17 protein-coding genes are annotated in these 20,113 nt (G+C 66.7%); 9 read left to right on the plus strand and 8 right to left on the minus strand.

The window, feature by feature from the left end; genetic code table 11:
• Positions 1-111: 111 nt before the first annotated feature.
• Complete coding sequence (rne, locus tag FAZ79_RS07040; RefSeq protein WP_136867273.1) at positions 112-2,958, minus strand: ribonuclease E; 2,847 nt, start codon at positions 2,956-2,958, stop codon at positions 112-114.
• 541 nt (positions 2,959-3,499) lie between these two features.
• On the opposite strand from rne, the gene FAZ79_RS07045 reads away from it, so the two are divergent.
• The 5 genes from FAZ79_RS07045 to clpA all read left to right on the plus strand — a co-directional run bounded on the left by FAZ79_RS07045 (position 3,500) and on the right by clpA (position 9,317).
• Positions 3,500-4,555 carry an RluA family pseudouridine synthase gene (locus FAZ79_RS07045; protein WP_136867274.1) on the plus strand — a complete coding sequence of 352 codons (1,056 nt, stop codon included), beginning with the start codon at positions 3,500-3,502 and terminating at the stop codon, positions 4,553-4,555.
• Between the two features lie 31 nt (positions 4,556-4,586).
• Positions 4,587-5,333 (plus strand): HAD-IA family hydrolase, encoded by a 747-nt coding sequence (locus tag FAZ79_RS07050; RefSeq protein WP_136867275.1) that lies wholly within the window; start codon positions 4,587-4,589, stop codon positions 5,331-5,333.
• A gap of 89 nt (positions 5,334-5,422) precedes the next feature.
• Positions 5,423-6,490, plus strand: a complete 1,068-nt coding sequence (locus tag FAZ79_RS07055; RefSeq protein WP_136867276.1) for a S49 family peptidase — start codon at positions 5,423-5,425, stop codon at positions 6,488-6,490.
• A gap of 42 nt (positions 6,491-6,532) precedes the next feature.
• Entirely contained in the window at positions 6,533-6,901 is a 369-nt protein-coding gene (clpS, locus tag FAZ79_RS07060) for an ATP-dependent Clp protease adapter ClpS (RefSeq protein ID WP_136867277.1), read from the plus strand.
• A 127-nt stretch (positions 6,902-7,028) separates the two neighbouring features.
• On the plus strand, positions 7,029-9,317 hold the full coding sequence (gene clpA / locus FAZ79_RS07065; RefSeq protein WP_136867278.1) for an ATP-dependent Clp protease ATP-binding subunit ClpA: 2,289 nt from the start codon (positions 7,029-7,031) through the stop codon (positions 9,315-9,317).
• A gap of 440 nt (positions 9,318-9,757) precedes the next feature.
• On the opposite strand, the gene infA is transcribed toward clpA, so the two are convergent.
• Positions 9,758-9,976, minus strand: a complete 219-nt coding sequence (gene infA / locus FAZ79_RS07070; RefSeq protein ID WP_058574334.1) for a translation initiation factor IF-1 — start codon at positions 9,974-9,976, stop codon at positions 9,758-9,760.
• Between the two features lie 194 nt (positions 9,977-10,170).
• Here infA and FAZ79_RS07075 point away from each other — a divergent pair, with 194 nt between their 5' ends.
• Positions 10,171-10,752: a nitroreductase gene (locus FAZ79_RS07075; RefSeq protein ID WP_169303632.1), complete on the plus strand. Its 582-nt coding sequence runs from the start codon at positions 10,171-10,173 to the stop codon at positions 10,750-10,752.
• A gap of 151 nt (positions 10,753-10,903) precedes the next feature.
• The gene (locus FAZ79_RS07080) at positions 10,904-12,619 is read left to right on the plus strand and encodes a glutamine--tRNA ligase/YqeY domain fusion protein (RefSeq protein WP_136867280.1); all 1,716 of its coding nucleotides are present in this window, start codon (positions 10,904-10,906) and stop codon (positions 12,617-12,619) included.
• A gap of 219 nt (positions 12,620-12,838) precedes the next feature.
• On the opposite strand, the gene FAZ79_RS07085 is transcribed toward FAZ79_RS07080, so the two are convergent.
• Together FAZ79_RS07085 and FAZ79_RS07090 are read right to left on the minus strand one after the other, a co-directional pair.
• Positions 12,839-13,183 carry a high-potential iron-sulfur protein gene (locus FAZ79_RS07085; RefSeq protein ID WP_136867281.1) on the minus strand — a complete coding sequence of 115 codons (345 nt, stop codon included), beginning with the start codon at positions 13,181-13,183 and terminating at the stop codon, positions 12,839-12,841.
• Between the two features lie 132 nt (positions 13,184-13,315).
• The gene (locus FAZ79_RS07090) at positions 13,316-13,660 is read right to left on the minus strand and encodes a DUF2007 domain-containing protein (RefSeq protein WP_136867282.1); all 345 of its coding nucleotides are present in this window, start codon (positions 13,658-13,660) and stop codon (positions 13,316-13,318) included.
• Positions 13,661-13,774: 114 nt separating this feature from the next.
• On the opposite strand from FAZ79_RS07090, the gene purM reads away from it, so the two are divergent.
• Positions 13,775-14,824 carry a phosphoribosylformylglycinamidine cyclo-ligase gene (purM, locus tag FAZ79_RS07095; protein WP_136867283.1) on the plus strand — a complete coding sequence of 350 codons (1,050 nt, stop codon included), beginning with the start codon at positions 13,775-13,777 and terminating at the stop codon, positions 14,822-14,824.
• Positions 14,824-15,489: a phosphoribosylglycinamide formyltransferase gene (purN, locus tag FAZ79_RS07100; RefSeq protein ID WP_136867284.1), complete on the plus strand. Its 666-nt coding sequence runs from the start codon at positions 14,824-14,826 to the stop codon at positions 15,487-15,489. The genes purM and purN overlap by 1 nt, the downstream gene beginning before the upstream one ends.
• 142 nt (positions 15,490-15,631) lie before the next feature.
• Here purN and FAZ79_RS07105 read toward each other — a convergent pair whose 3' ends face one another.
• The 4 genes from FAZ79_RS07105 to FAZ79_RS07120 all read right to left on the minus strand — a co-directional run bounded on the left by FAZ79_RS07105 (position 15,632) and on the right by FAZ79_RS07120 (position 19,735).
• The gene (locus FAZ79_RS07105; protein WP_136867285.1) at positions 15,632-16,027 is read right to left on the minus strand and encodes a hypothetical protein; all 396 of its coding nucleotides are present in this window, start codon (positions 16,025-16,027) and stop codon (positions 15,632-15,634) included.
• A gap of 75 nt (positions 16,028-16,102) precedes the next feature.
• A complete protein-coding gene (locus tag FAZ79_RS07110; RefSeq protein WP_136867286.1) occupies positions 16,103-16,339 on the minus strand; it encodes a DUF465 domain-containing protein in 237 nt (78 codons plus the stop codon).
• A 125-nt stretch (positions 16,340-16,464) separates the two neighbouring features.
• Positions 16,465-17,733, minus strand: a complete 1,269-nt coding sequence (locus tag FAZ79_RS07115; protein WP_136867287.1) for an outer membrane protein transport protein — start codon at positions 17,731-17,733, stop codon at positions 16,465-16,467.
• A gap of 163 nt (positions 17,734-17,896) precedes the next feature.
• Complete coding sequence (locus tag FAZ79_RS07120; RefSeq protein WP_136867288.1) at positions 17,897-19,735, minus strand: long-chain fatty acid--CoA ligase; 1,839 nt, start codon at positions 19,733-19,735, stop codon at positions 17,897-17,899.
• Positions 19,736-20,113 lie beyond the last annotated feature (378 nt).

The following is a 20,113-nucleotide window of genomic DNA, read 5'->3' on the forward strand; positions in this document are numbered from 1 at the left end:
CGCGCTCCTCGACCCGGCCAACGGCGTTTCGCCCTGGAGCGGAACGAACAAAAGAAAACGCCCCGCTACGATCAGCGGGGCGTTCTTGTTTCCGGCCGATTCACGACGGGATCAGCGCTCGCGCTTTTCCTCGTCGGTGGTTGACTCGGCGGCGGACTCATTGGAGCTCGCGGCTTCCGACGTCTCAGCTGCATTCGCCTCGGCGGTCGGCTCCGCGCTCTGCTCCTTGGAGCCCTTCTCTTCCGGTGCCTTTGCTGCCGACGCCTCGGCCTTTTCCGCCGCCGAGTCGGCAGTGGGTGCCGCGTCAGCTGGCTCGGCCGCCTTCGGCTTCTCGGCCTTTGCCGCCGTCTCGAACACGTTCGACGGCTTTTCCTCGGCTACCGGCTTCGCCTCGTCGGCGACCGGCTCGACCGTCGGCGGTGTTTCCGCGGCGTCTTCCTTGACGGGCTGGCCTTGCGTCGGCGCGGTTTCCGTCGCCTTGCTCGCCGCCTGCTCGGACTTGCCCGAATCGGTCACCTCGGCACTGGCCTCGGTCGGCGCGGCCGCCGGCGTAACGGACTCGGGGGCTGCGGCCTTGCTGGTCTTGGTATCGCTTGCCTTGACCAGGCGATCACTGCTTTCGAGCCGGACGGCGGCGTTCGGCGGCAGTTCCTCGGCCACGCCTTTCTTCTTGGCGACGTCGAGCGGCAGGCTCTTGCCTTCGCTGATCGGCGCGGCCAGCTGCTGCTCGACCATCTGGCGCTCGCGCTCGCCCAGCGGGGGCGGCGTGCGCGGCTCGCTCTTGGGACCGCGGTCACCACGACCGCGACCCTTGTTGCCCGGGCCGCCTTGGCCACCCTTGCCGGAGGTATCGCCGGAGGGCTTGCCAGCGGAGGACTCGGCCTTGCCCTTGGTGTCGGCCTTGGTGGTATCAGAGGGCTGCTCGCTCTTCTGCTGCTCCAGCTTCTGGCCACCAGTCTGCTGGGCCGCGTTGCCACCGTTGCCACGGCGACCACGACCACGCCGACGACGGCTGCCGGACTTGCCCTTGCCCTGCCCCTTGTCCTGGGACTCGTCGCGGGCGGACTTCGCCTTCTCGCCACCGTCACCGGCCGCTTGACGGCGACCGCCGCCCTTGCGGCCGGAACGATCCGCCGACTTCTCGTCGCCCTTGCCGGACGGCTTGCCCCGGCGCGATGCGGTCTCGGCGCCCTCGTCCTCGTCGGCGCGGGCACCGAAGAGCTGACCCACCACGCGACGCAACAGGGAAACCGCGCCATTGGCGGTCGGACGCTGCGGTGCTGCTGGCGCCTCGACGGCCTTTGCCTTGGTCGCCGCCGGCGCCGGGGCCGGCTCGGCGGCCTTTTCCGGGGCCGGCTGGGCCGGGCGCGGGATGGTCTGCACCGCGGCCTTCTCGGCCTGGCGATGACGCGGCTCCGGCGACGGGGTCTCGACGGTCAGCGGCTCGATCAGCTGCTGCACGTCGCGCGAGCGGGCCTCGCTGTCATCGGCGCGCACCCGCTCGATCTCGTAGTGCGGCGTCTCGAGATTGATGTTCGGGATCAGGAGCAGGTCGACGTTGTTGGCCTGCTCGATCTCGTTGATCTGGTCACGTTTCTCGTTCAGCAGATAGGTGGCGACATCGATCGGCACCTGGGCGATCACGCGGCCGGTATTGTCCTTCATCGCCTCGTCGACCAGCAGACGCAGGATGGCGAGCGACAGCGACTCGACCGAACGGATCACGCCCTGGCCGTTGCAGCGCGGGCACATGTGCTGGCTGGATTCCTCCAGCGAGGCGCGCAGGCGCTGGCGCGACATCTCCAACAGGCCGAAGCGCGAGATGCGGCTGGTCTGTACCCGGGCGCGGTCGTACTTCAACGAATCGCGCAGGCGGTTTTCCACCTCGCGCTGGTGCTTGGAGGAGCCCATGTCGATGAAATCGATCACGATCAGCCCGCCCAGATCCCGCAGGCGCAGTTGCCGCGCGATTTCCTCGGCCGCCTCCAGGTTGGTGTTGAAGGCGGTGTCCTCGATGTCCTGGCCCTTGGTGTTGCGCCCGGAGTTGATGTCGACCGCGGTCATGGCCTCGGCGACGTCGAACACCAGTTCACCGCCCGAGGGCAACGTCACGTTGCGCTGGTAGGCGGACTCGATCTGGGACTCGATCTGGTAGCGGGAGAACAGCGGGGTCGGGTCGTCGTAGAGCTTGATCTTCTCGGCGACCTTTGGCGTGACCATCTGGACGAAGTCCATCGCCTGCTGGTAGATGGTCGGCTCGTCGATCAGGATTTCGCCGATGTCGTTGCGCATGTAGTCGCGCAGCGCCCGGATGATCAGGTTGCTTTCCTGGTAGATCAGGAAGGGGGCCGGACGGCCCTCGGCCGCCTCGTGGATCGCGCTCCAGACCTGGACGAGGTAGTCGAGGTCCCACTGGAGTTCCTCGACGTCACGCCCCACCCCGGCAGTGCGCACGATCAGGCCCATGCCCGCCGGTACGTTCAGCTGGGCCAGCGCGGCCTTGATCTCGGCGCGGTCATCGCCTTCGATGCGGCGCGAGACGCCACCGGCCTTGGGGTTGTTGGGCATGACCACCAGGTAGCGCCCGGCCAGGCTGACCAGCGTGGTCAGGGCCGCGCCCTTGTTGCCACGCTCTTCCTTCTCGACCTGGACGATCAGTTCCTGACCTTCCTTGAGCGCGTCCTTGATGATCGGACGCCCCTTGTCGTCGACCGCCTTGGGGTCGAAGTACTCGGGCGAGATCTCCTTGAAGGGCAGGAAACCGTGGCGATTGGCGCCGTAGTTGACGAACACGGCCTCGAGGCTGGGCTCGATGCGCGTGATGGTGGCCTTGTAGATGTTGGCCTTCTTTTGCTCCCGGGACGGGGTCTCTATGTCGATGTCATAGAGGCGTTGCCCGTCTACTAGCGCAACGCGGATCTCCTCGGAGTGCGTTGCGTTGATCAGCATTCGTTTCATGGAAAAAATCTCGACGTTTCTGCACGAGTCGCGGCTGGCAACAGGCCGCTCGCGACAGGTGACTTGACTTCAGGGGAACGTCCCGACGCGCGATTGCCGGCCACCCCGCCAGTCGCCGGGCCGCAAGCGACCACGACGTCTGCCGCCCGGCTGCCACGAGGCGAACCAGGACGGAGAACGGCAGGGAGAGAAACCGGAAAAGGCACATTGAGTACAGGACGTGATAACCGTTGATCGTTCTTGACAACTGTGAGCGGGCGGCAGCCCGAGGCTTGTCGTGCCCGTCGAGACCCGCCAGGGGTGCTGGCAAGGCCGCGTCAAAGGCAAGCGGGATGGTCTGGCGCGGGGCGCCGGCTTGAAGAACCCGAGCGCTCGCTGACTGCCGTGGGTGGTCGGCACCTGCCGCTCCACCTGACTTTCGCCACAGTCCACTGATACTATCACATCCCCGCCGGCCCACCGCCGCGATTTACCCGTCGCCCGCAGGCCCCGGCCGCGCCCCACCGGTGCCCCGGTTCACCGCCGCACGCAAGCCAGCCAGATGACTGCCGAGAACCGTCCCGAACACCACCGACAGACCACCCAGCAGGCAGCCGATCGACCCGCTGTCGATCGTCCCCGGGTCCGCCTGGAAACGGTCGACGCACGCAGCGATGGCCAACGGCTCGACAACTTCCTGTTGCGCGAGCTGGGCGCCCAGCACGACAAGCAGCCGCGCGCCCTGGTCTATCGCCTGATCCGCAAGGGCCAGGTGCGGGTGAACAAGAAGCGCGCCAAGCCGATGCAGCGACTGCGCAGCGGCGACATCGTGCGCATCCCGCCGGTGCGCGACCTGCGCGGCGACCCGGACACGGCCCGCCCGACGGCCAGCATTCCCGCCGGCTGGATCGAACGCATCGAGACGCTCATCCGACACGAGGACGAGGCCCTGCTGGTGGTCGACAAGCCCGCGGGGCTGGCCGCCCACGCCGGCAGCGGCTACGACTTCGGCCTGATCGAGCTGCTGCGCGCCGCGCGTCCGAGCGAGGCCATGCTCGAGCTGGCCCACCGGATCGACCGCGAGACCAGCGGCCTGATCGTGGTGGCCAAGTCCCGCGAGGCCCTGCTTGCCCTGCAGGAACAGTTCCGCCCCGAGGGCGCGGCGAAGAAACACTATCTGGCCCTGTGCCACGGCCACTGGCGCGACGCGCACCAGACCGTGAATGCCCCGCTGCGCAAGGACCAGGGCGAGGGGCGGGCCCATCGGGTGGTCGTGGACACCCAGCGCGGCAAGAGTGCCCGCACCGATTTCGAACGCCTCGGCACCAGCCATCGTGGCCCGGCTCTCAGCCTGATGAAGGCCACCCTGCACACCGGGCGCACCCACCAGATCCGGGTGCACTGCCGTCACGTGGGCCACCCGATCGTCGGCGACAGTAAGTACGGCGATCGCGGTCTCGATCGCCCCCTGTCCCGCCGGCGGCCCGGGCTGATGTTGCACGCCTACCGCCTGACCCTGGCCCACCCGGACCACGGCGGACGACTGACGATCACCAGCATGCCGCCGGATAGCTGGCAGCCGCTACTCGAGCAGGCCGGCCTGGCCGTGAAACCTTGAAAATCGCCGACCCGACCCGATAACCGCTCCCATGACCGACATCCGCACACTCCTGAGCCGCCCGGACCACCTGGCCACCCCGCCCCGCCTGGTCGTGTTCGACTGGGACGGCACGCTGGCCGATTCGACCGGCCGGATCGTCACCGCCTTCCAGGAGGCGCTGGGCTCGGTGGACCACCCGCCCCTGCCGGACGACTCGATCCGCGGCATCATCGGCCTGTCCCTGGCCAACGCCATCGCCGAACTGTTCCCCGAGGCCGAGGACGCCTTCCGGGAGGCGCTTGCGCAGGCCTATCACCACTGCTACTTCGCCAACGAGGAGCCCGTCGCGCTCTACCCGGAGGCCGAGGCGCTGCTCAAGGGCCTGGCCGAATCCGGTTGCCTGCTCGCCGTGGCGACCGGCAAGTCGCGCCGCGGGCTGGACCGCGCCCTTGCGCAGACGGGGGCGGCGAACTACTTTCACCACACGCTGACCGCCGAGGAGACGCGGTCGAAACCCCACCCGGAGATGCTCGAGGGCATCCTCGAGTACACCGGCAGCCGCCCGGTCGAGACCTGGATGGTGGGTGACACCGACTTCGACCTGCTGATGGCCCGCAACGCGGGCACGCACGCGATCGGCATCACCCATGGCGCCCACCCGATCGAACGCCTTGCCGCCGCGCGGCCGGACTGGCTGATCGAGCGTCTGGCGCAGCTGCACGAGCCGGACCAACGGCCCGCACCACCCGGCATCGCGGATCAGGCAGGGGAACCCGGGACCCGCCCGGCCGTCTGACTCGGTCATCGAATGCGCCGACCGGACGATCCCCCGCCGGCCAATCACCCTGGAAAATCACCCCGGACGACAACGCAGGCAAGACCGCCATGAGCCAGAACACCCCGCCAGACGACGTGCGCATCGAACCGCCCGGTGGCCCGGACTACCATCCGGGCGACCCCTCCGGCGAGTCGTCACGCCCCCGGCGCGAGAAGGCCGAGGCCTCGCCGGACTGGGCACGTGACGCCCTGCTCGACATGGCCCGCCACGGGCTGGTCGAGCAGCGTCGGGCCCGGCGCTGGAAGGTGTTCTTCCGTTTCGTCTCGGTGGCGCTGGTGATCTGGTCGCTGACCATCATCACCCTGCTGTTCACGGCCGGCGATCGCAGCGCGCCGGGCGTGGGCAAGCCCGCCGCGGCGGTAATCGATATCAGCGGCCTGATCGCCGCGGGCGAGACCACCGAGGCGCGCCGCGTGATCCCGCAGCTGGAGAAGGCGTTCAAGGACGACAACGTCAAGGGCATCGTGCTGCGCCTGAACACACCCGGTGGCAGCCCGGTCCAGTCCAGCGCCATCTTCAATGCCATCCGCGATCTCAAGGCGCAGTACCCGGACAAGCCGGTCTACGCCGTGGCCGAAGACATGGCGGCCTCGGGCGGCTACTTCATCGCCGCGGCGGCCGACGAGATCTACGCCAACCCCTCCTCGATCGTCGGCTCGATCGGCGTGCGCATGGACAGCTTCGGCTTCGTCGACGCCATGGAGAAGCTCGGCATCGAGCGTCGCCTGCTCACCGCCGGCGAGAACAAGGCCCTCGGCGACCCGTTCAGCCCCAGCGACCCGGCGGAGACCGAGTATCTCAAGGGCGTACTGGATGAAATCCACGAACAGTTCATCGCGGCGGTCAAGACCGGCCGCGGCGACCGCCTCGATGACGACGAGGCGATCTTCTCCGGGCTGTTCTACACCGGCGAGACCGCCGTGGAGAAGGGGCTGATCGACGGCATCGACAGCGTGCGCGGCGTGATCCGCGAGCGCATCGGCGTCGAGCACCAGATCGATCTCACCCCGCGCAGCAATCGCCTGGAGAAGCTGCTCGGTGCGACGGCCCAGGAGTTCGGCTCGGCCCTCACCGGCGTCAGGAACGAGCCGGCACGACCCATGATGCTGCCCTGAGGACCCGGTCACGCGACGGTTGGCTCGGGTTAGACTGTGCAGATGACTGACACCAGCCAGACACGCCTACCGTTCACCGCCGGCATCAGCGCCGGTCCGCAGACCACCCACCGCCCGCTCGAGACCGAGGAAGTCTCCGAGCAGGCGGTCAGCGACGAGCCGCCCATGTACCGGGTGCTCTTGTTGAACGACGACTTCACCCCCATGGATTTCGTGGTGCAGATCCTGATGCAGCTGTTCGGCATGACCTTCGACCAGGCCAATGCCGTGATGCTGGAGGTGCACCACAACGGCCGTGGCGTCTGCGGCGAGTTCACCCGCGAAATCGCCGAGACACGCGTGAGCCAGGTCAACCAGATCGCGCGGGAACACGAATACCCGCTGATGTGCGTGATGGAACGCGCCGAATAAGTCGAAAGACTGAAAATTCCTCGCCCCGTTGGCAACGCCGTAATCCGGCGTATCATCGGGACACAGGCCCACGGTTCGACACCGAACCGGAAACGGGCCATCGCAGATACCCCGGAGGAGAGGATCGGTGCTGAGCAAATCCCTCGAAACCACCCTGAGCCGCGTGTTCGATCGCGCCCGGCGCCAGAACTACGAATTCGTCACCCTCGAGAGCCTGCTGCACACGCTGCTCGAGGACCCCGACGCGCGCATGGTGCTGGAGGGCTGCAACGCCAACATCTCCCAGCTCGCCATGGACCTCGAGGCGCACATCCGCCGCACCACCCCGCGCATCCCGGAGAACGACCCGCGCGAGACCCAGCCCACGCTGGGCTTTCAGCGCGTCCTCCAGCGTGCGGTGATGCAGGTGCAGGCCGCCCAGCGCAGCGAGGTCTCCGGCGCGCACGTGCTCGCCGCGATCTTCGGCGAGCAGGACGCCCATGCCGTGCACCTGCTGCACAAGGCCGGCGTTACCCGCCTCGACGTGATCAACTTCATCTCGCACGGCCCCGAGGCCGACGACGAGGGCGTCGACGACGAGGAGCCGGAGATCAACCAGGCCGACGTCGAGGCCGCCGAGGAGCAGCCGGCCGACGAGAACGCCTTCGAGAACTTCGCGATCAACCTCAACAAGCAGGCGGCCGAGGGCAAGATCGACCCGCTGATCGGCCGCACCGCCGAGCTTGAACGCGTCCAGCAGGTCCTTTCGCGTCGCCGAAAGAACAACCCGCTGCTGGTCGGCGAGGCCGGCGTCGGCAAGACCGCCATCGCCGAGGGCCTGGCGCGCAAGATCATCGACGGCGAGGTGCCCGAGGCACTCTCCGAGGCGACCATCTACGCGCTCGACCTGGGCGCGCTGGTCGCCGGGACCAAGTACCGCGGCGACTTTGAGAAGCGCCTGAAGATCGTCTTGAAGAAGGTCCGCTCTGTGCCCGACGCGATCCTGTTCATCGACGAGATCCACACCCTGATCGGCGCGGGCTCGGCCTCCGGCGGCTCGATGGATGCCTCGAACCTGATCAAGCCGGCACTCGCCTCGGGCGAGCTGCGCTGCATCGGTTCGACCACGCACCAGGAATACCGCAGCATCTTCGAGAAGGATGCCGCCCTGACCCGCCGCTTCCAGAAGATCGACGTCCCCGAACCCTCCGAGGAGGAGACGATCGACATCATCCGCGGCCTGCGCGAGGGCTACGAGAAGCACCACCACGTCGTCTACACCGACGAGGCGATCGAGGCGGCGGTCAAGCTCTCCACGCGCCACATCAACGACCGCCACCTGCCGGACAAGGCGATCGACGTGATCGACGAGGTGGGCGCGCAGTACCGCCTGCTCCACCCGCGCCCCGAGGACAACCGCATCACCGCCAGCGACATCGAGCGCGTGGTCGCGCGGATGGCACGCATCCCCGAGCGCAGCGTCTCCACCTCGGATCGCGAGGTGCTCAGGAACCTCGACCGCAACCTCAAGATGGTGGTCTTCGGCCAGGACGAGGCGATCGCGCAGATCACCACCGCGATTCGCCTGGCACGCTCGGGCCTGCGCCCGGACAACAAGCCGATCGGCTCGTACCTGTTCGCCGGCCCGACCGGCGTGGGCAAGACCGAGGTCTCCAAGCAGCTCGCGCGTCTGCTCGGCATCGAGCTGGTGCGCTTCGACATGTCCGAGTACATGGAGCGCCACAGCGTCTCGCGGCTGATCGGCGCCCCGCCGGGCTACGTCGGCTTCGACGAGGGCGGCCTGTTGACCGAGAAGGTGCACAAGAACCCGCACTGCGTGCTGCTGCTCGACGAGATCGAGAAGGCGCACCCGGACGTGTTCAACGTGCTCCTTCAGGTGATGGACAACGGCTCGCTGACCGATACCAACGGGCGCAGCATCGACTTCCGCCACGTGATCCTGATCATGACCTCCAACATGGGGGCCGAGGAGATGGCGAAGAACAGCATGGGCTTCGTCGCCCAGGACATCGGCTCGTCGGGCATGGAGGCGATCAAGCGCGGCTTTACCCCCGAGTTCCGCAACCGCCTGGACGCGATCATCCAGTTCCGGTCGCTCGGCACCCGGCAGATCGCCAACGTGGTCGACAAGCTGTTGCTGGAGCTCGAGCAGCAGCTCGAGGCAAACCACGTCACCCTGCAGGTCGACGACGAGGTGCGTCACTGGCTGGGCGAGCATGGCTACGACGTGGTGCTGGGCGCCCGGCCGATGGCCCGCCTGATCCAGGACAAGCTCAAGCGCCCGCTCGCCGAGCAGATGCTGTTCGGCGATCTCGCCGACGGCGGCAAGGCGCGCTTCACCATGGACGAGGACGAGCCCGCCCTGATCGCCACGCCAGCCGCGGAGTCCGTGGCCGAGGAATCCTCCACGGCCTGAGGTCAGTAAATAGACCGATCAAAGACGAACGGCGCCCCTTGTGGGCGCCGTTTCTCTTGGTGGGCTATTTTTCGAGCACACAAACGCGCTCGCCCGGCTCACGCAAGGCGTGGCCACCGGGAAACGCTGCACGAATGGCATGCCACTCTGGCCTGTCGAGCCGTTCGTGATCAAGGCGCGATGTCGCCGGCGTGCCGGCGGCCACGTCAAGACATCGCAACGCCGAGCACGGGCGGCTCGACAGGCCCCGCAGGGCGCGCCTTGAGCCGGGCATCTGCTGCGTTGTCGTCCTTGGAAAGAGAATGACTCTTCCGCGGCGGACGAGCGCCTTGCATCTGCCCGGCTCAAGGCACGCAGAGCGGTATGCCATTCGTGCAGCGTTTCCCGGAGATGGGCCGTCGGGATCGGTGGCGGTCGGCTCGGGCGGACCTACCGCGGGATCAGCGGGAGCGGAAGGAGATGCGCCCCTTGGTCAGGTCGTAGGGGGTCAGCTGCACCGTGACCTTGTCGCCGGTCAGGATGCGGATGTAGTTCTTGCGCATGCGCCCGGAGATGTGGGCGGTCACCACGTGGCCGTTTTCCAGCTCGACCCGGAACATGGTGTTCGGCAGGGTGTCGATCACCACGCCCTGCATCTCGATGTAATCTTCTTTTGCCATAAATCCTCTAGCAGGTTGAAATGGGGCGTGATTATCGACGAAAACCGAGCTCGCGCCAAGAAAACGCCCCCGTCGGACCAAGCGCCGTGCCGAATCATTCAACATGGGCGACTCGTTCGATGACCAAACCGGTTGGTCGCAAGCCCGCCATTATGAACGAAAACCGCCCAACCTTATATCGAGACCCTGCAGACATGACCGAACACCGTGACCTGGTCGACGCCCTGATCCATCGCCACTCCACGCCGGCGACTTGCCTGACCGAGCCGGCACCGGACGACGACACGCTCCAGCGCATCCTGCAGGCGGCGGAAAGCGCCCCGGATCACGGCGGCCTGCACCCGTGGCGCTTCCTGGTGATCGACGGCCCGGCCCTCGATCGACTCGGCGAGGTGTTCGTCGAGGCGATGCGCCGGAAGGACCCGGAGGCGAGCGACGAGTTGCTTGATCGCGAACGCCTGCGCGCCCAACGTGCGCCGATGATCATCGCCGCGATCGCTCGGGAAGAGGCGGGACACGCCAAGATCCCCGAGGTCGAGCAACTGCTTTCCGCGGGCATCGCCGCCCACCACGTGCTGCTCGCCGCTCGGGCATCGGGTTTCGGCGCGGTGTGGCTGACCGGCCTGCGGGTCTACGACGAGCACGTCATGGCCGCCCTGGGGCTGGCCGAGGACGAGCGCCTGATCGGCCTGATCAACATCGGCACCGTCAAGGAAGGCGCCCCGACCAAGGGCAAGCGCCGGCGCCAGGCCACGATCGACCGCTGGGCGGGCTGACGTCGGCCGTTGTGTCCCGATCCGGGCGGGAGCACGGCGCGCGGCCCGATTTTTCGTACAATGCCCGCTTCACACGCGATCGATGCCCCCGCTCACACGTGGCGGGCCCGATCTACGCACCGCCCATCCAGCCGAGGCCCATCGAGCAAGCATGTCCGAATCCAACGAGCCGATCAGCCACTTCATCCGCAACCGCATCGACGCCGATCAGGACAAGGGCACCTACGGCGGCAAGGTGACCACGCGCTTCCCGCCGGAACCCAATGGCTACCTGCACTTCGGGCACGCCAAGAGCATCTTTCTGAACTTCGGCCTGGCGCGGGACTACGACGGCATCTGCCACCTGCGCTTCGATGACACCAACCCGGTCAAGGAAGAACAGGCGTACGTCGACGCGATCCGCGAGGACATCGACTGGCTGGGCTTTCGTGACCCGGCCCACGAGCACTTCGCCTCGGATTACTTCGAGACCCTCTACCAGGGCGCGGTTGCCTTGGTGAAGGCGGGGCTGGCCTACGTCGATTCCCAGTCGGCCGACGAGATGCGCGCCAATCGCGGCACGCTCACCGAACCGGGCACGAACAGCCCGTACCGCGAGCGCTCGATCGACGAGAACCTGGATCTGTTCACCCGCATGCGCGCCGGCGAGTTCCCGGACGGCGAGCATATCCTGCGGGCCAAGATCGACATGGCCTCGCCGAACCTGAACATGCGCGACCCGGCCATCTACCGCATCCGCCACGCGCATCACCACCGCACCGGCGACGACTGGCCGATCTACCCGATGTACGACTACGCCCACTGCGTGTCGGATGCCATCGAGGGGGTCACCCACTCGCTGTGCACGCTCGAGTTCGAGGACCATCGCCCGCTGTACGACTGGTTCATCGACAAGCTCGCCGATCTCGGCTTCTTCGAGCGCCCGCTGCCGCAGCAGATCGAGTTCTCGCGCCTCAACCTCACCTACATGCCGCTGTCCAAGCGGAAATTGATCCAGCTGGTCGAGGGCGGCCATGTCGATGGCTGGGACGACCCGCGCATGCCGACGCTCAAGGGCGCGCGCCGTCGCGGCTTCACCCCGGCCGGCTTCAAGCTGTTCACCGACCGCATCGGCGTCTCCAAGTCCGACAGCCTGATCGACTTCGGCGTGCTCGAGGACTGCATGCGCGAGACGCTCAACGAGTCGGCCGAGCGCCGCATCGGCGTGCTCGATCCGCTCAAGCTCGTGCTGGTCAACTTCCCCGAGGAACACGAGGAGACCTGCTACGCGCCCAACCATCCGCAAAAGCCGGACTGGGGCAAACGGGAGGTGAAACTGACCCGCGAGCTGTGGATCGAGCGCGGCGACTTCGCCCTCGACCCGCCCAAGAAGTACTTCCGCCTCAAGCCCGACGGCGAGGTCCGGCTGCGCTACGGCTTCATCATCAAGCACGTCGGCCATGACGTGGACGAGGACGGCAACGTCACCTGCGTCTACGCCGAATACGACCCGGACACCAAGTCCGGCACGCCGGGGGCCGACTCGCGCAAGGTCAAGGGCAACATCCACTGGCTGTCGGCACGCGACGCGGTGGAGACCGAGATCCGCCAGTACGACCGCCTGTTCAACGTGCCCGCCCCGGGCGCGCGCCGCGAGGGTGACGAGCCGGACGTCGAACGCGATTTCCTCGATGACATCAACCCCGACTCGATCCACACGCTGACCGCCTATATCGAGGCCGGTGCGGCGAATGCCGAACCCGAGTCGATCTACCAGTTCGAGCGGCACGGCTACTTCGTCGCCGACCAGAAGGAGCACGCACCCGACCAGCGCCCCGTCTTCAACCGGGCCGTGACCTTGCGCGACTCCTGGGGCCAGGGGAAATAAGGCCGCCGGGGCGGCCGTGACGAACCGTAGGAGCGCCTTCAGGCGCGAAAGGCTCGGGCGGCAATTTGCGTGGTTTCGCGGCTGAAGCCGCTCCTACGAACCGCATCGTGACCGGTGCCTCAGGATCGAACAGGCCCGTCATGCACACGAAAAACGGCCCGGGAGTCCCGGGCCGTTTTCTCGTTGCGCGGCCAGATCCGATGACCTGGTCCGTCGGACTCACCCCTTCACGTAGGAGCTGCACCAGCCGGTGCCCTTGACCGCCTTGCCACGGAAGATGGAGCAACCGCCCCAGCCTTCGCCCGCCGCATCGGCCTTGTAGAGCGCGCAGTTGGCGCAGGTCTGGCCGCTCTTGTACGAGCCGTGCTCGACCTCGCTGGCCTCGTGCTTGTAGTCCAGCGACTGAGCCATCGGGTCGTCCTCGGACAACTGCTCGAGCTCCTGCGCCCGGGCCGGGGCGATCGCCATCAGCGGGATCACGGCCGAGGCGAGCGCCCCGCCGACAAAGCGCCGGCGCGATCGATCTGCCGGCAGCTCGGTGTTCGGTGTGTGCTTATCCGTCATGGTTCCTCTCCCTTGGATGAGTTGACAGCAACCCGACTGTAGCGCGCTTTTTCCAAGGAGGGAAACACGTTAGAAGACGCTAACCCGTTAATATAAAAACGGTTCTCATTCGTTCGTCCATTCGCTTTCGCCTCACGTGATCGCCCAGCTGAACACCAGCAGCAACAAGGCGGCTGCTACCAGCCACCAGGCCAGCCGGGAGGATTCGGCCACCTCCTCGGCGTCCTCGGCCTCCGCCTGGCCACGTTCACCGGGCGGGAGTGGTTCGCGCTCCTCGTATTGCGCGATCACCCGCTCGGCGCGATCGGCGTCGCGCTCGTCGATCAGCATCACCCGCGCGAAGTCCTGCGGGGCGAGTTGGCCGACCGCCCCCTGCTGGTAGAACCCGGCCACCTCGGCCTCGATGCCCTCGGCATTCAGCATGCCGGCGACGATGTGCGCCTCGAGGATGTCCGCTGCCCGGTAGATGGTTTTCATTGCCGCTCCATTCAATGCGATTCGCGCCCTGGCGAGACCCGCCGAAGGGGGCGCCGGATGCCGAGATTGATGTAGACTACGCGCCATCTCAATCCAAGCGTTCAGCCTACCGCCATGACCCAGGACAAGTCCCCGGAAAACACCCCCCTGACCTACCGCGACGCGGGCGTCGACATCGATGCCGGCAACAGCCTGGTCGATCGCATCAAGCCGGCGGTCAAGCGCACCCAGCGCCCCGAGGTCATGGGCGGCCTGGGCGGCTTCGGCGGTCTGTTCGCCCTGGATACTGCCAAGTTCAAGCAGCCGGTGCTGGTTTCGGGCACCGACGGCGTGGGCACGAAGCTGCGCCTGGCGATTGATCTGAACAAGCACGACCAGATCGGCATCGATCTCGTCGCCATGTGCGTCAACGACATCCTGGTCACCGGCGCCGAGCCGCTGTTCTTCCTCGACTACTACGCCACCGGCAAGCTCGACGTCGACGTGGCCGCGCAGGTGGTCGAGGGCATCGCCGAGGGCTGCTCGCAGGCCGGCTGTGCGCTGATCGGCGGCGAGACCGCCGAGATGCCGTCGATGTACGAGCACGGCGACTACGACCTGGCCGGCTTTGCCGTCGGCGCGGTGGAAAAGGACCAGCTCATCGACGGCAGCAAGGTCGCCGCCGGCGACACGCTGATCGCCCTGCCCGCCTCCGGCCCGCACGCCAATGGCTATTCGCTGATCCGCAAGATCATCGAGCGCGCCCGGCCAGACTGGAACAGCGCCGAGGGCAAGACCCTGCTCGAACAACTGCTCGCGCCGACTCGCATCTACGCGCGTGCGGTCGCCGCTCTCGCCGAGCAGGTCGACATCCACGCGATGAGCCACATCACCGGTGGCGGGCTGACCGAGAACCTGCCGCGCGTCTTCCCCGACGAACTGGCCGCGGTGATCGACTGGTCGAGCTGGGAACGCCCGACCGTGTTCGACTGGCTGGCCAAACAGGGCAACGTCGAGATCGCCGAGATGCGCCGGACCTTCAACAACGGCGTGGGCATGGTGGTCATCGTCGCCGCCGACCAGGCCGAGAAGGCCGTGTCGGCCATGCAGGCAGCCGGCGAGAACGCCTGGGTGATCGGCGAGATCGTCGAGCGGGGTAACGGCGAACCCGTCATCTACCGCTGATGGCGGCGGGAGAGAAGGCCCGGCTGGTCGTCCTGGCCTCCGGCAACGGCTCGAACTTCCAGGCGATCATCGATGCCTGCGAGAGTGGCCGACTGGATGCCGAGGTCGTGCTGCTGGTGGTCAACCGCCCCGGCGCCTACGCGCTCGAGCGCGCCCGAACGCACGGCATCCCCAGTCGCCTGATCGATCACACGACCTACCCCGACCGCGAGGCCTTCGATGCCGAACTGGCCGCGGTGATCGACGAGGCGCGTCCGGACTGGATCATCATGGCCGGCTTCATGCGCATCCTCACCGACGGCTTCGTCGACCGGTTCCAGGGACGCCTGATCAACATCCACCCGTCGCTGTTGCCGAAGTACCCGGGCATGAACACCCACGCCCGGGCTCTCGAGGCCGGCGACCTCAAGCATGGCGCGACCGTGCACTTCGTCACCCCGACCGTCGATGCCGGCCCGCCGATCGTGCAGGGCCGTCTCGAGATCCTCGACAACGACGACGTCGAGTCACTCAAGCAGCGCATCCACGGTGTCGAGCATCGGCTCTACCCGCTCGCCATCGACTGGCTGGTCAAGGGCAAGATCGACTTCGAACGAGCCGAGAAGCAGAGCCGCCCGGCGGTGGTCGATGCCTCCGGCGCGCTGATCGTCCCGCCAAGTCCGTAGCAGGCAGCTCCCGGCATTCGCCCGGTACCGCTCTCCGCGTTGTCGGCGAATGACGGGCAGAAACTCTCGTAGGAGCGGCCTTAGCCGCGATAACCCAAGGTAAACGCTCAGCCGTTCGCGGCTAAAGCCGCTCCTACCGTGGTTACAACCGCCCTGCCCGGCTGACCAACCACGGCATGACCGCCATGATCAGCAGACTGAGCACGTAGGCCGACCCCGCCAGCGGGTCCCGCCCGGCGACAGATTCCGCCAGCGTCAGCCCGCGCAGACCGAGGACCAGCGCGATCTCCGCCAGCAGCAGCCAGGCCACGGCCAGCAGACCGGCACCGAGCCGCGCAGGGCCGGTAGCCAGTACAAAGCGTCGTACCGTCCAGCGGGCGGCCAGCACGATCACCGCCAGCATCACCGGCATTTCCACCAGCTCCGCGACGCGGGCACCCAGCCACGGGCTCAGCCATAACTCCCGCAGCACGCCGAGGAAAAACCCCACGGCAAACACCCACAGGAAATAGGCCGTCCCGGCACGGAGCACGTTCATCGCTTTTCTCATGAGCAAAGAAAAGGGCCCGCCTGAACCAGGCGGGCCCTCGTCATGTGCCATTGGGTGGACCGCTCAGCCCTTGAGCATGGCGTAGAGCTCGTCCTTGAGCGCGAGGCGCTGCTTCTTGAGCTCTTCCATGTGCTCGTCGGTGACCGGCTCGTCCTGCTTCTCCAACCGCTCGATTTCCTTGGTCAGCTCGTTGTAACGCTCGAACTGCTTGTGGAAATGGTTGTCGCTGGTCTTGAGCTCGTGAATGCGCTCCTTGAACTCCGGGAATTCATGGGCGAGATCGTGATGGTCTACCTGCATCGGTCACCTCTGTTTCGGAATGGAAAGCCTGCCGGGAATTCCGGCCAGCACCAGCGTAGATCATAGCGCCGAATCAGGCAGGCGTCCCCCGAGCGTATCGCTCGGGAATCGCGCCTCCAGCGGGCTTAGAACCGGGCGTTGACCTGCAGGCCCAAGATGTCGACCTTGCCTTCGTACTCGCCCTGGAGCCGGTCCGAAAGGGGGGCGGAAGTCACGTTATCGATCGTGCTGTCATTGAGCCAGATGTGGGTATAGCCCAGATCCACCGACCAGTGCTCGTTGAGCGCGTACCCCAGGCCAATGGACCCCCAGATGCGATCCGCATCGGGCAGACGAGCCGTCCGGAATTCGGCGCTCGGCACGGGCGTCGGATCATAGGCCGCCCCGGCACGCAGGGTCCAGCGCGGGGCAAATTCCCATTCGCCGCCCATCGACACGCGCAGCGTGTCATCCCAGTTCTCGCGAGTCACGATATCGTCCAGCCCGGTCTCGGTCTGTCGCACCCGCAGTTCGTCGAAGCTGGACCAACCGGTCCACAACAAACCAAGCGAGCCGCGAACGGATTCGGTGAACTCGTGCGTGACGGTGGCGGCGATCGACGCCGGCAGGTCCAGACCTGCACTCACGTCGCCATCGATCATCGGTGTGGCCGAATACTCGATGTCTCCCTCAAGCCCATGATCGACGCCGGAACGGTAGCTGACGCCCACGCGAGTCTGATCGGTGGCTTGCCACAACACGCCGAGGTTGAAACCCAGGGCCCAGTCGTCGCCCTCGATCTCCGCCGTGCCCTCAGGGGTACCCAGAACAGGGTTGGGCGGCGTGGCCGACGTGAGCTTGGCCTCCGAGTATTGGGCGACCAGCCCGGCGGCAACCGACAGGTCGGGCGTAACATCGAAACTGAGCGCGGGATTGAGCTCGATGACCTCCACCCGGCTCTCAATACCGTGGTATCGACCCAGCCACTCCTCGTCGTACTCGGTGGCAAGCCCGAACGGCACGGTCAGCGCCACGCCCACGCGGGTACGCTCGTTGAGTTGGTGGACGATCGAGGCGTTGGGGATCGCCGCGGACTCGCCCGCGTCGCCTCCCAGGCCGCCAACGGTCGGGCCAAAGGCGCTCTGCGAGTTCGCCCCGGCCTGAAGTTCGAACGAGGGGCGGATGTAGTTGATGCCACCGGACACCGCGGTCCCGTCGATCTGCGTCATCGCCGCCGGGTTGCCGATCATGCCGCTGGCCTGGCCATTCCCGGTGGCGAGGTTGGCGTAGGCCTGGCCGAGGTCGGTGGCGTTCTTTTCCATCAGCGCAAAGCCGGCGGCCTGCGCCTGGCCGCCCAGCGCGGCCATCGACAGCGATACGGCGGTCGCGAGCGTCGTCTTGTGGATACGGTTCACGGTGGGACTCCTCTCTCGTTCCTTTGGTTTTTCTGTTTGATTTGCGTGACGACAGGTCGTCTCTTGCGAACGCCCCGTAGGAGCGCCTTCAGGCGCGATAGGCTGAACTTGCAACCACGGTTGTCGCGAAGCAATTGCGGCTAAAGCCGCTCCTACAATGGCGCTAGCGTCCGGCGAAAAGCTCGGCGATGTCCTCGGCGTGTTCCTTCTCGATCAGCGGCCGCTTGAGCTTCTGCGTGGGCGTCATCAGCCCGTCCTCGATCGTCCACGGCTCGGTCAGGATCTTCACGCGGCGGATCTGGGCATACCCCGGGAAGTCCTCGAGGCGCGCATTGACGCGCTTCAACACCAAGCGCTCGACGAAGCGGTCGGCGAGTGTCTCCGGGTCCTCGGGGTCCATGTCGAACTCACGCATCAGCGCGGCAAAGGCCTCGGGCTCGACCACCACCAGCGCGGCGAGCTGGTGCTGACCTTCACCCAGCACCAGCACCTGGTCGACCAGCGGGTCGAGACCGATGGCCGACTCCATCGCCGCCGGCGGCACCTTCTCGCCGTTGGCCATGACGATAATGTCCTTGATCCGCCCGGTGATGCGGGCGTGGCCGTCCTCGTCGATCGCCGCCTGGTCGCCGGTGTGCAGCCAGCCGTTCTCGTCGATGGCCGCCGCGGTGGCCTCGTCGTTCTTCCAGTAGCCCTGCATCACGCCGGCGCTCTTGACCAGGAGCTCGTCATGCTCGCCGAGACGCACCTCGACGCCCTCGAGCACCGTGCCGATGGTTTCGGGCCGGTTGTCCTCGGGGCGGTTGACGGAGACCACGGGGCTGGCCTCGGTCAGGCCGTAGCCCTGCAGCACCGGCACGCCGATGCCGGTGAACACCGTCGCCAGTTCGGGAGACAGCGGCGCCCCGCCGCAGATGGCATAGCGCAGCCGTCCGCCGAGCCGTTCGCGTAGCTTGTGGGCCACGAGACGGTCGAACAGCGGCCAGAAGGCGGCCTTCACGGCACTGCCGCCGCGACCCTGCGCGCGCTCGAAGCGGGCCGTGCCCACGGACACGGTACGCTCGAACAAGCCCTGGGCGACCTTGCCCTTCTTCTTGAGGGCCGAGCCGATGCGGTCGTAGACGCGCTCGTAGACACGCGGCACAGAGATCAGCAGGGTCGGCTTGATGATGCCCAGATCCTCGCCCAGCTGCTGCGCCGAGCGGGCGAAGGCGACGGTCGAGCCGCAGATCATGGGCAGGTAGTAGCCGCCGGTGCGCTCGAGGGTGTGCGACAGCGGCAGGAAGGAGAGGAACAGGTCGTCGCCGGTGATCGGGGCGACCTTCGAGCAGGCAAACGCGTTCTCCAGCATGTTGCTGTGCGTGAGCATCACGCCCTTGGCCCGCCCGGCCGTGCCGGAGGTGTAGACGATCGAGGCGAGCGTCTGGCCATCGGCCTCCAGGCGCACCGGCTCGCCGCGCGCGCCGAAGGTCCAGTCGGCGAAGGACTCCAGGTGCTTGTCCTTGGCGCCATCTTCCACGTCGACGGGCGCCAGCGTGATGATGTGCTTGAGCGTCTCGAACCCGTCGGAGACGGCCTCCAGCCCGCGCCACTGGCGCCTACCATCGACCACGAGGAGCTTGGCCTCGGTCTCCTTGATGATCTTCGCCACGTTCTGCGGCCGGTCGTCCGTGTACAGCGGCACGGTCACCAGCCCGAGGCCCAGGGCGGCCTGATCGAACAGCACCCACTCGCGGGCATTCTTCAGCATCATCGCGATGCGATCACCGGCCTCGAGACCGTCACGCTTCATCGCTGCCTGGATACGACCCACTTCGTAGGCCATGTCGCCCCAGGTGGTGTCGATCCAGTCCTGGCAGCCGGGATCGTACTGGCGATACGCGATCGCCTCCGGCGTGCGCTCGACGCGCTCGAAAAAAAGCCCGCTCAGGTTGACGGCCTGGGCAGGCGTGACGCGGTGATCCGCCGAATTACTGGCGTGGGTCGGGTTGGGCGAGGACATCATTTCCTCCGGCTAACATCCTGAACTTGCCGGAGTGTAACAGTGCGGTTACGGGAGGTAACGGCAGAGAGTTTTATGCCCCATCAAGGGCGAAAGCCTGTTGCAAGGCCATTTATCAGGGAGCTTAAGACTCGGCGACCATGTAATAGTGAGGCGCAGGAGGAGATTTCGCACGCCAGTTGCGTGGTGCGACTTGGATCAAGAGCCGTGCGCGGCGTGCGAGGGTCTTTTCTTGCTTGTCCAAGAAAAGACTTGTAGTGGTCAAGCGATCTTGGACAGTGAGTTGAGTTTTTCTTCAGCCATTGCCGGAGTGTCCCCGTCGAGATATTGATGCGGCCGGACCGAGTCGTAGTAGCCCATCAGGTATGCCCCGGCATC

Source organism: Guyparkeria sp. SB14A (assembly GCF_005096345.1).
GTDB classification, from domain to species: domain Bacteria; phylum Pseudomonadota; class Gammaproteobacteria; order Halothiobacillales; family Halothiobacillaceae; genus Guyparkeria; species Guyparkeria hydrothermalis.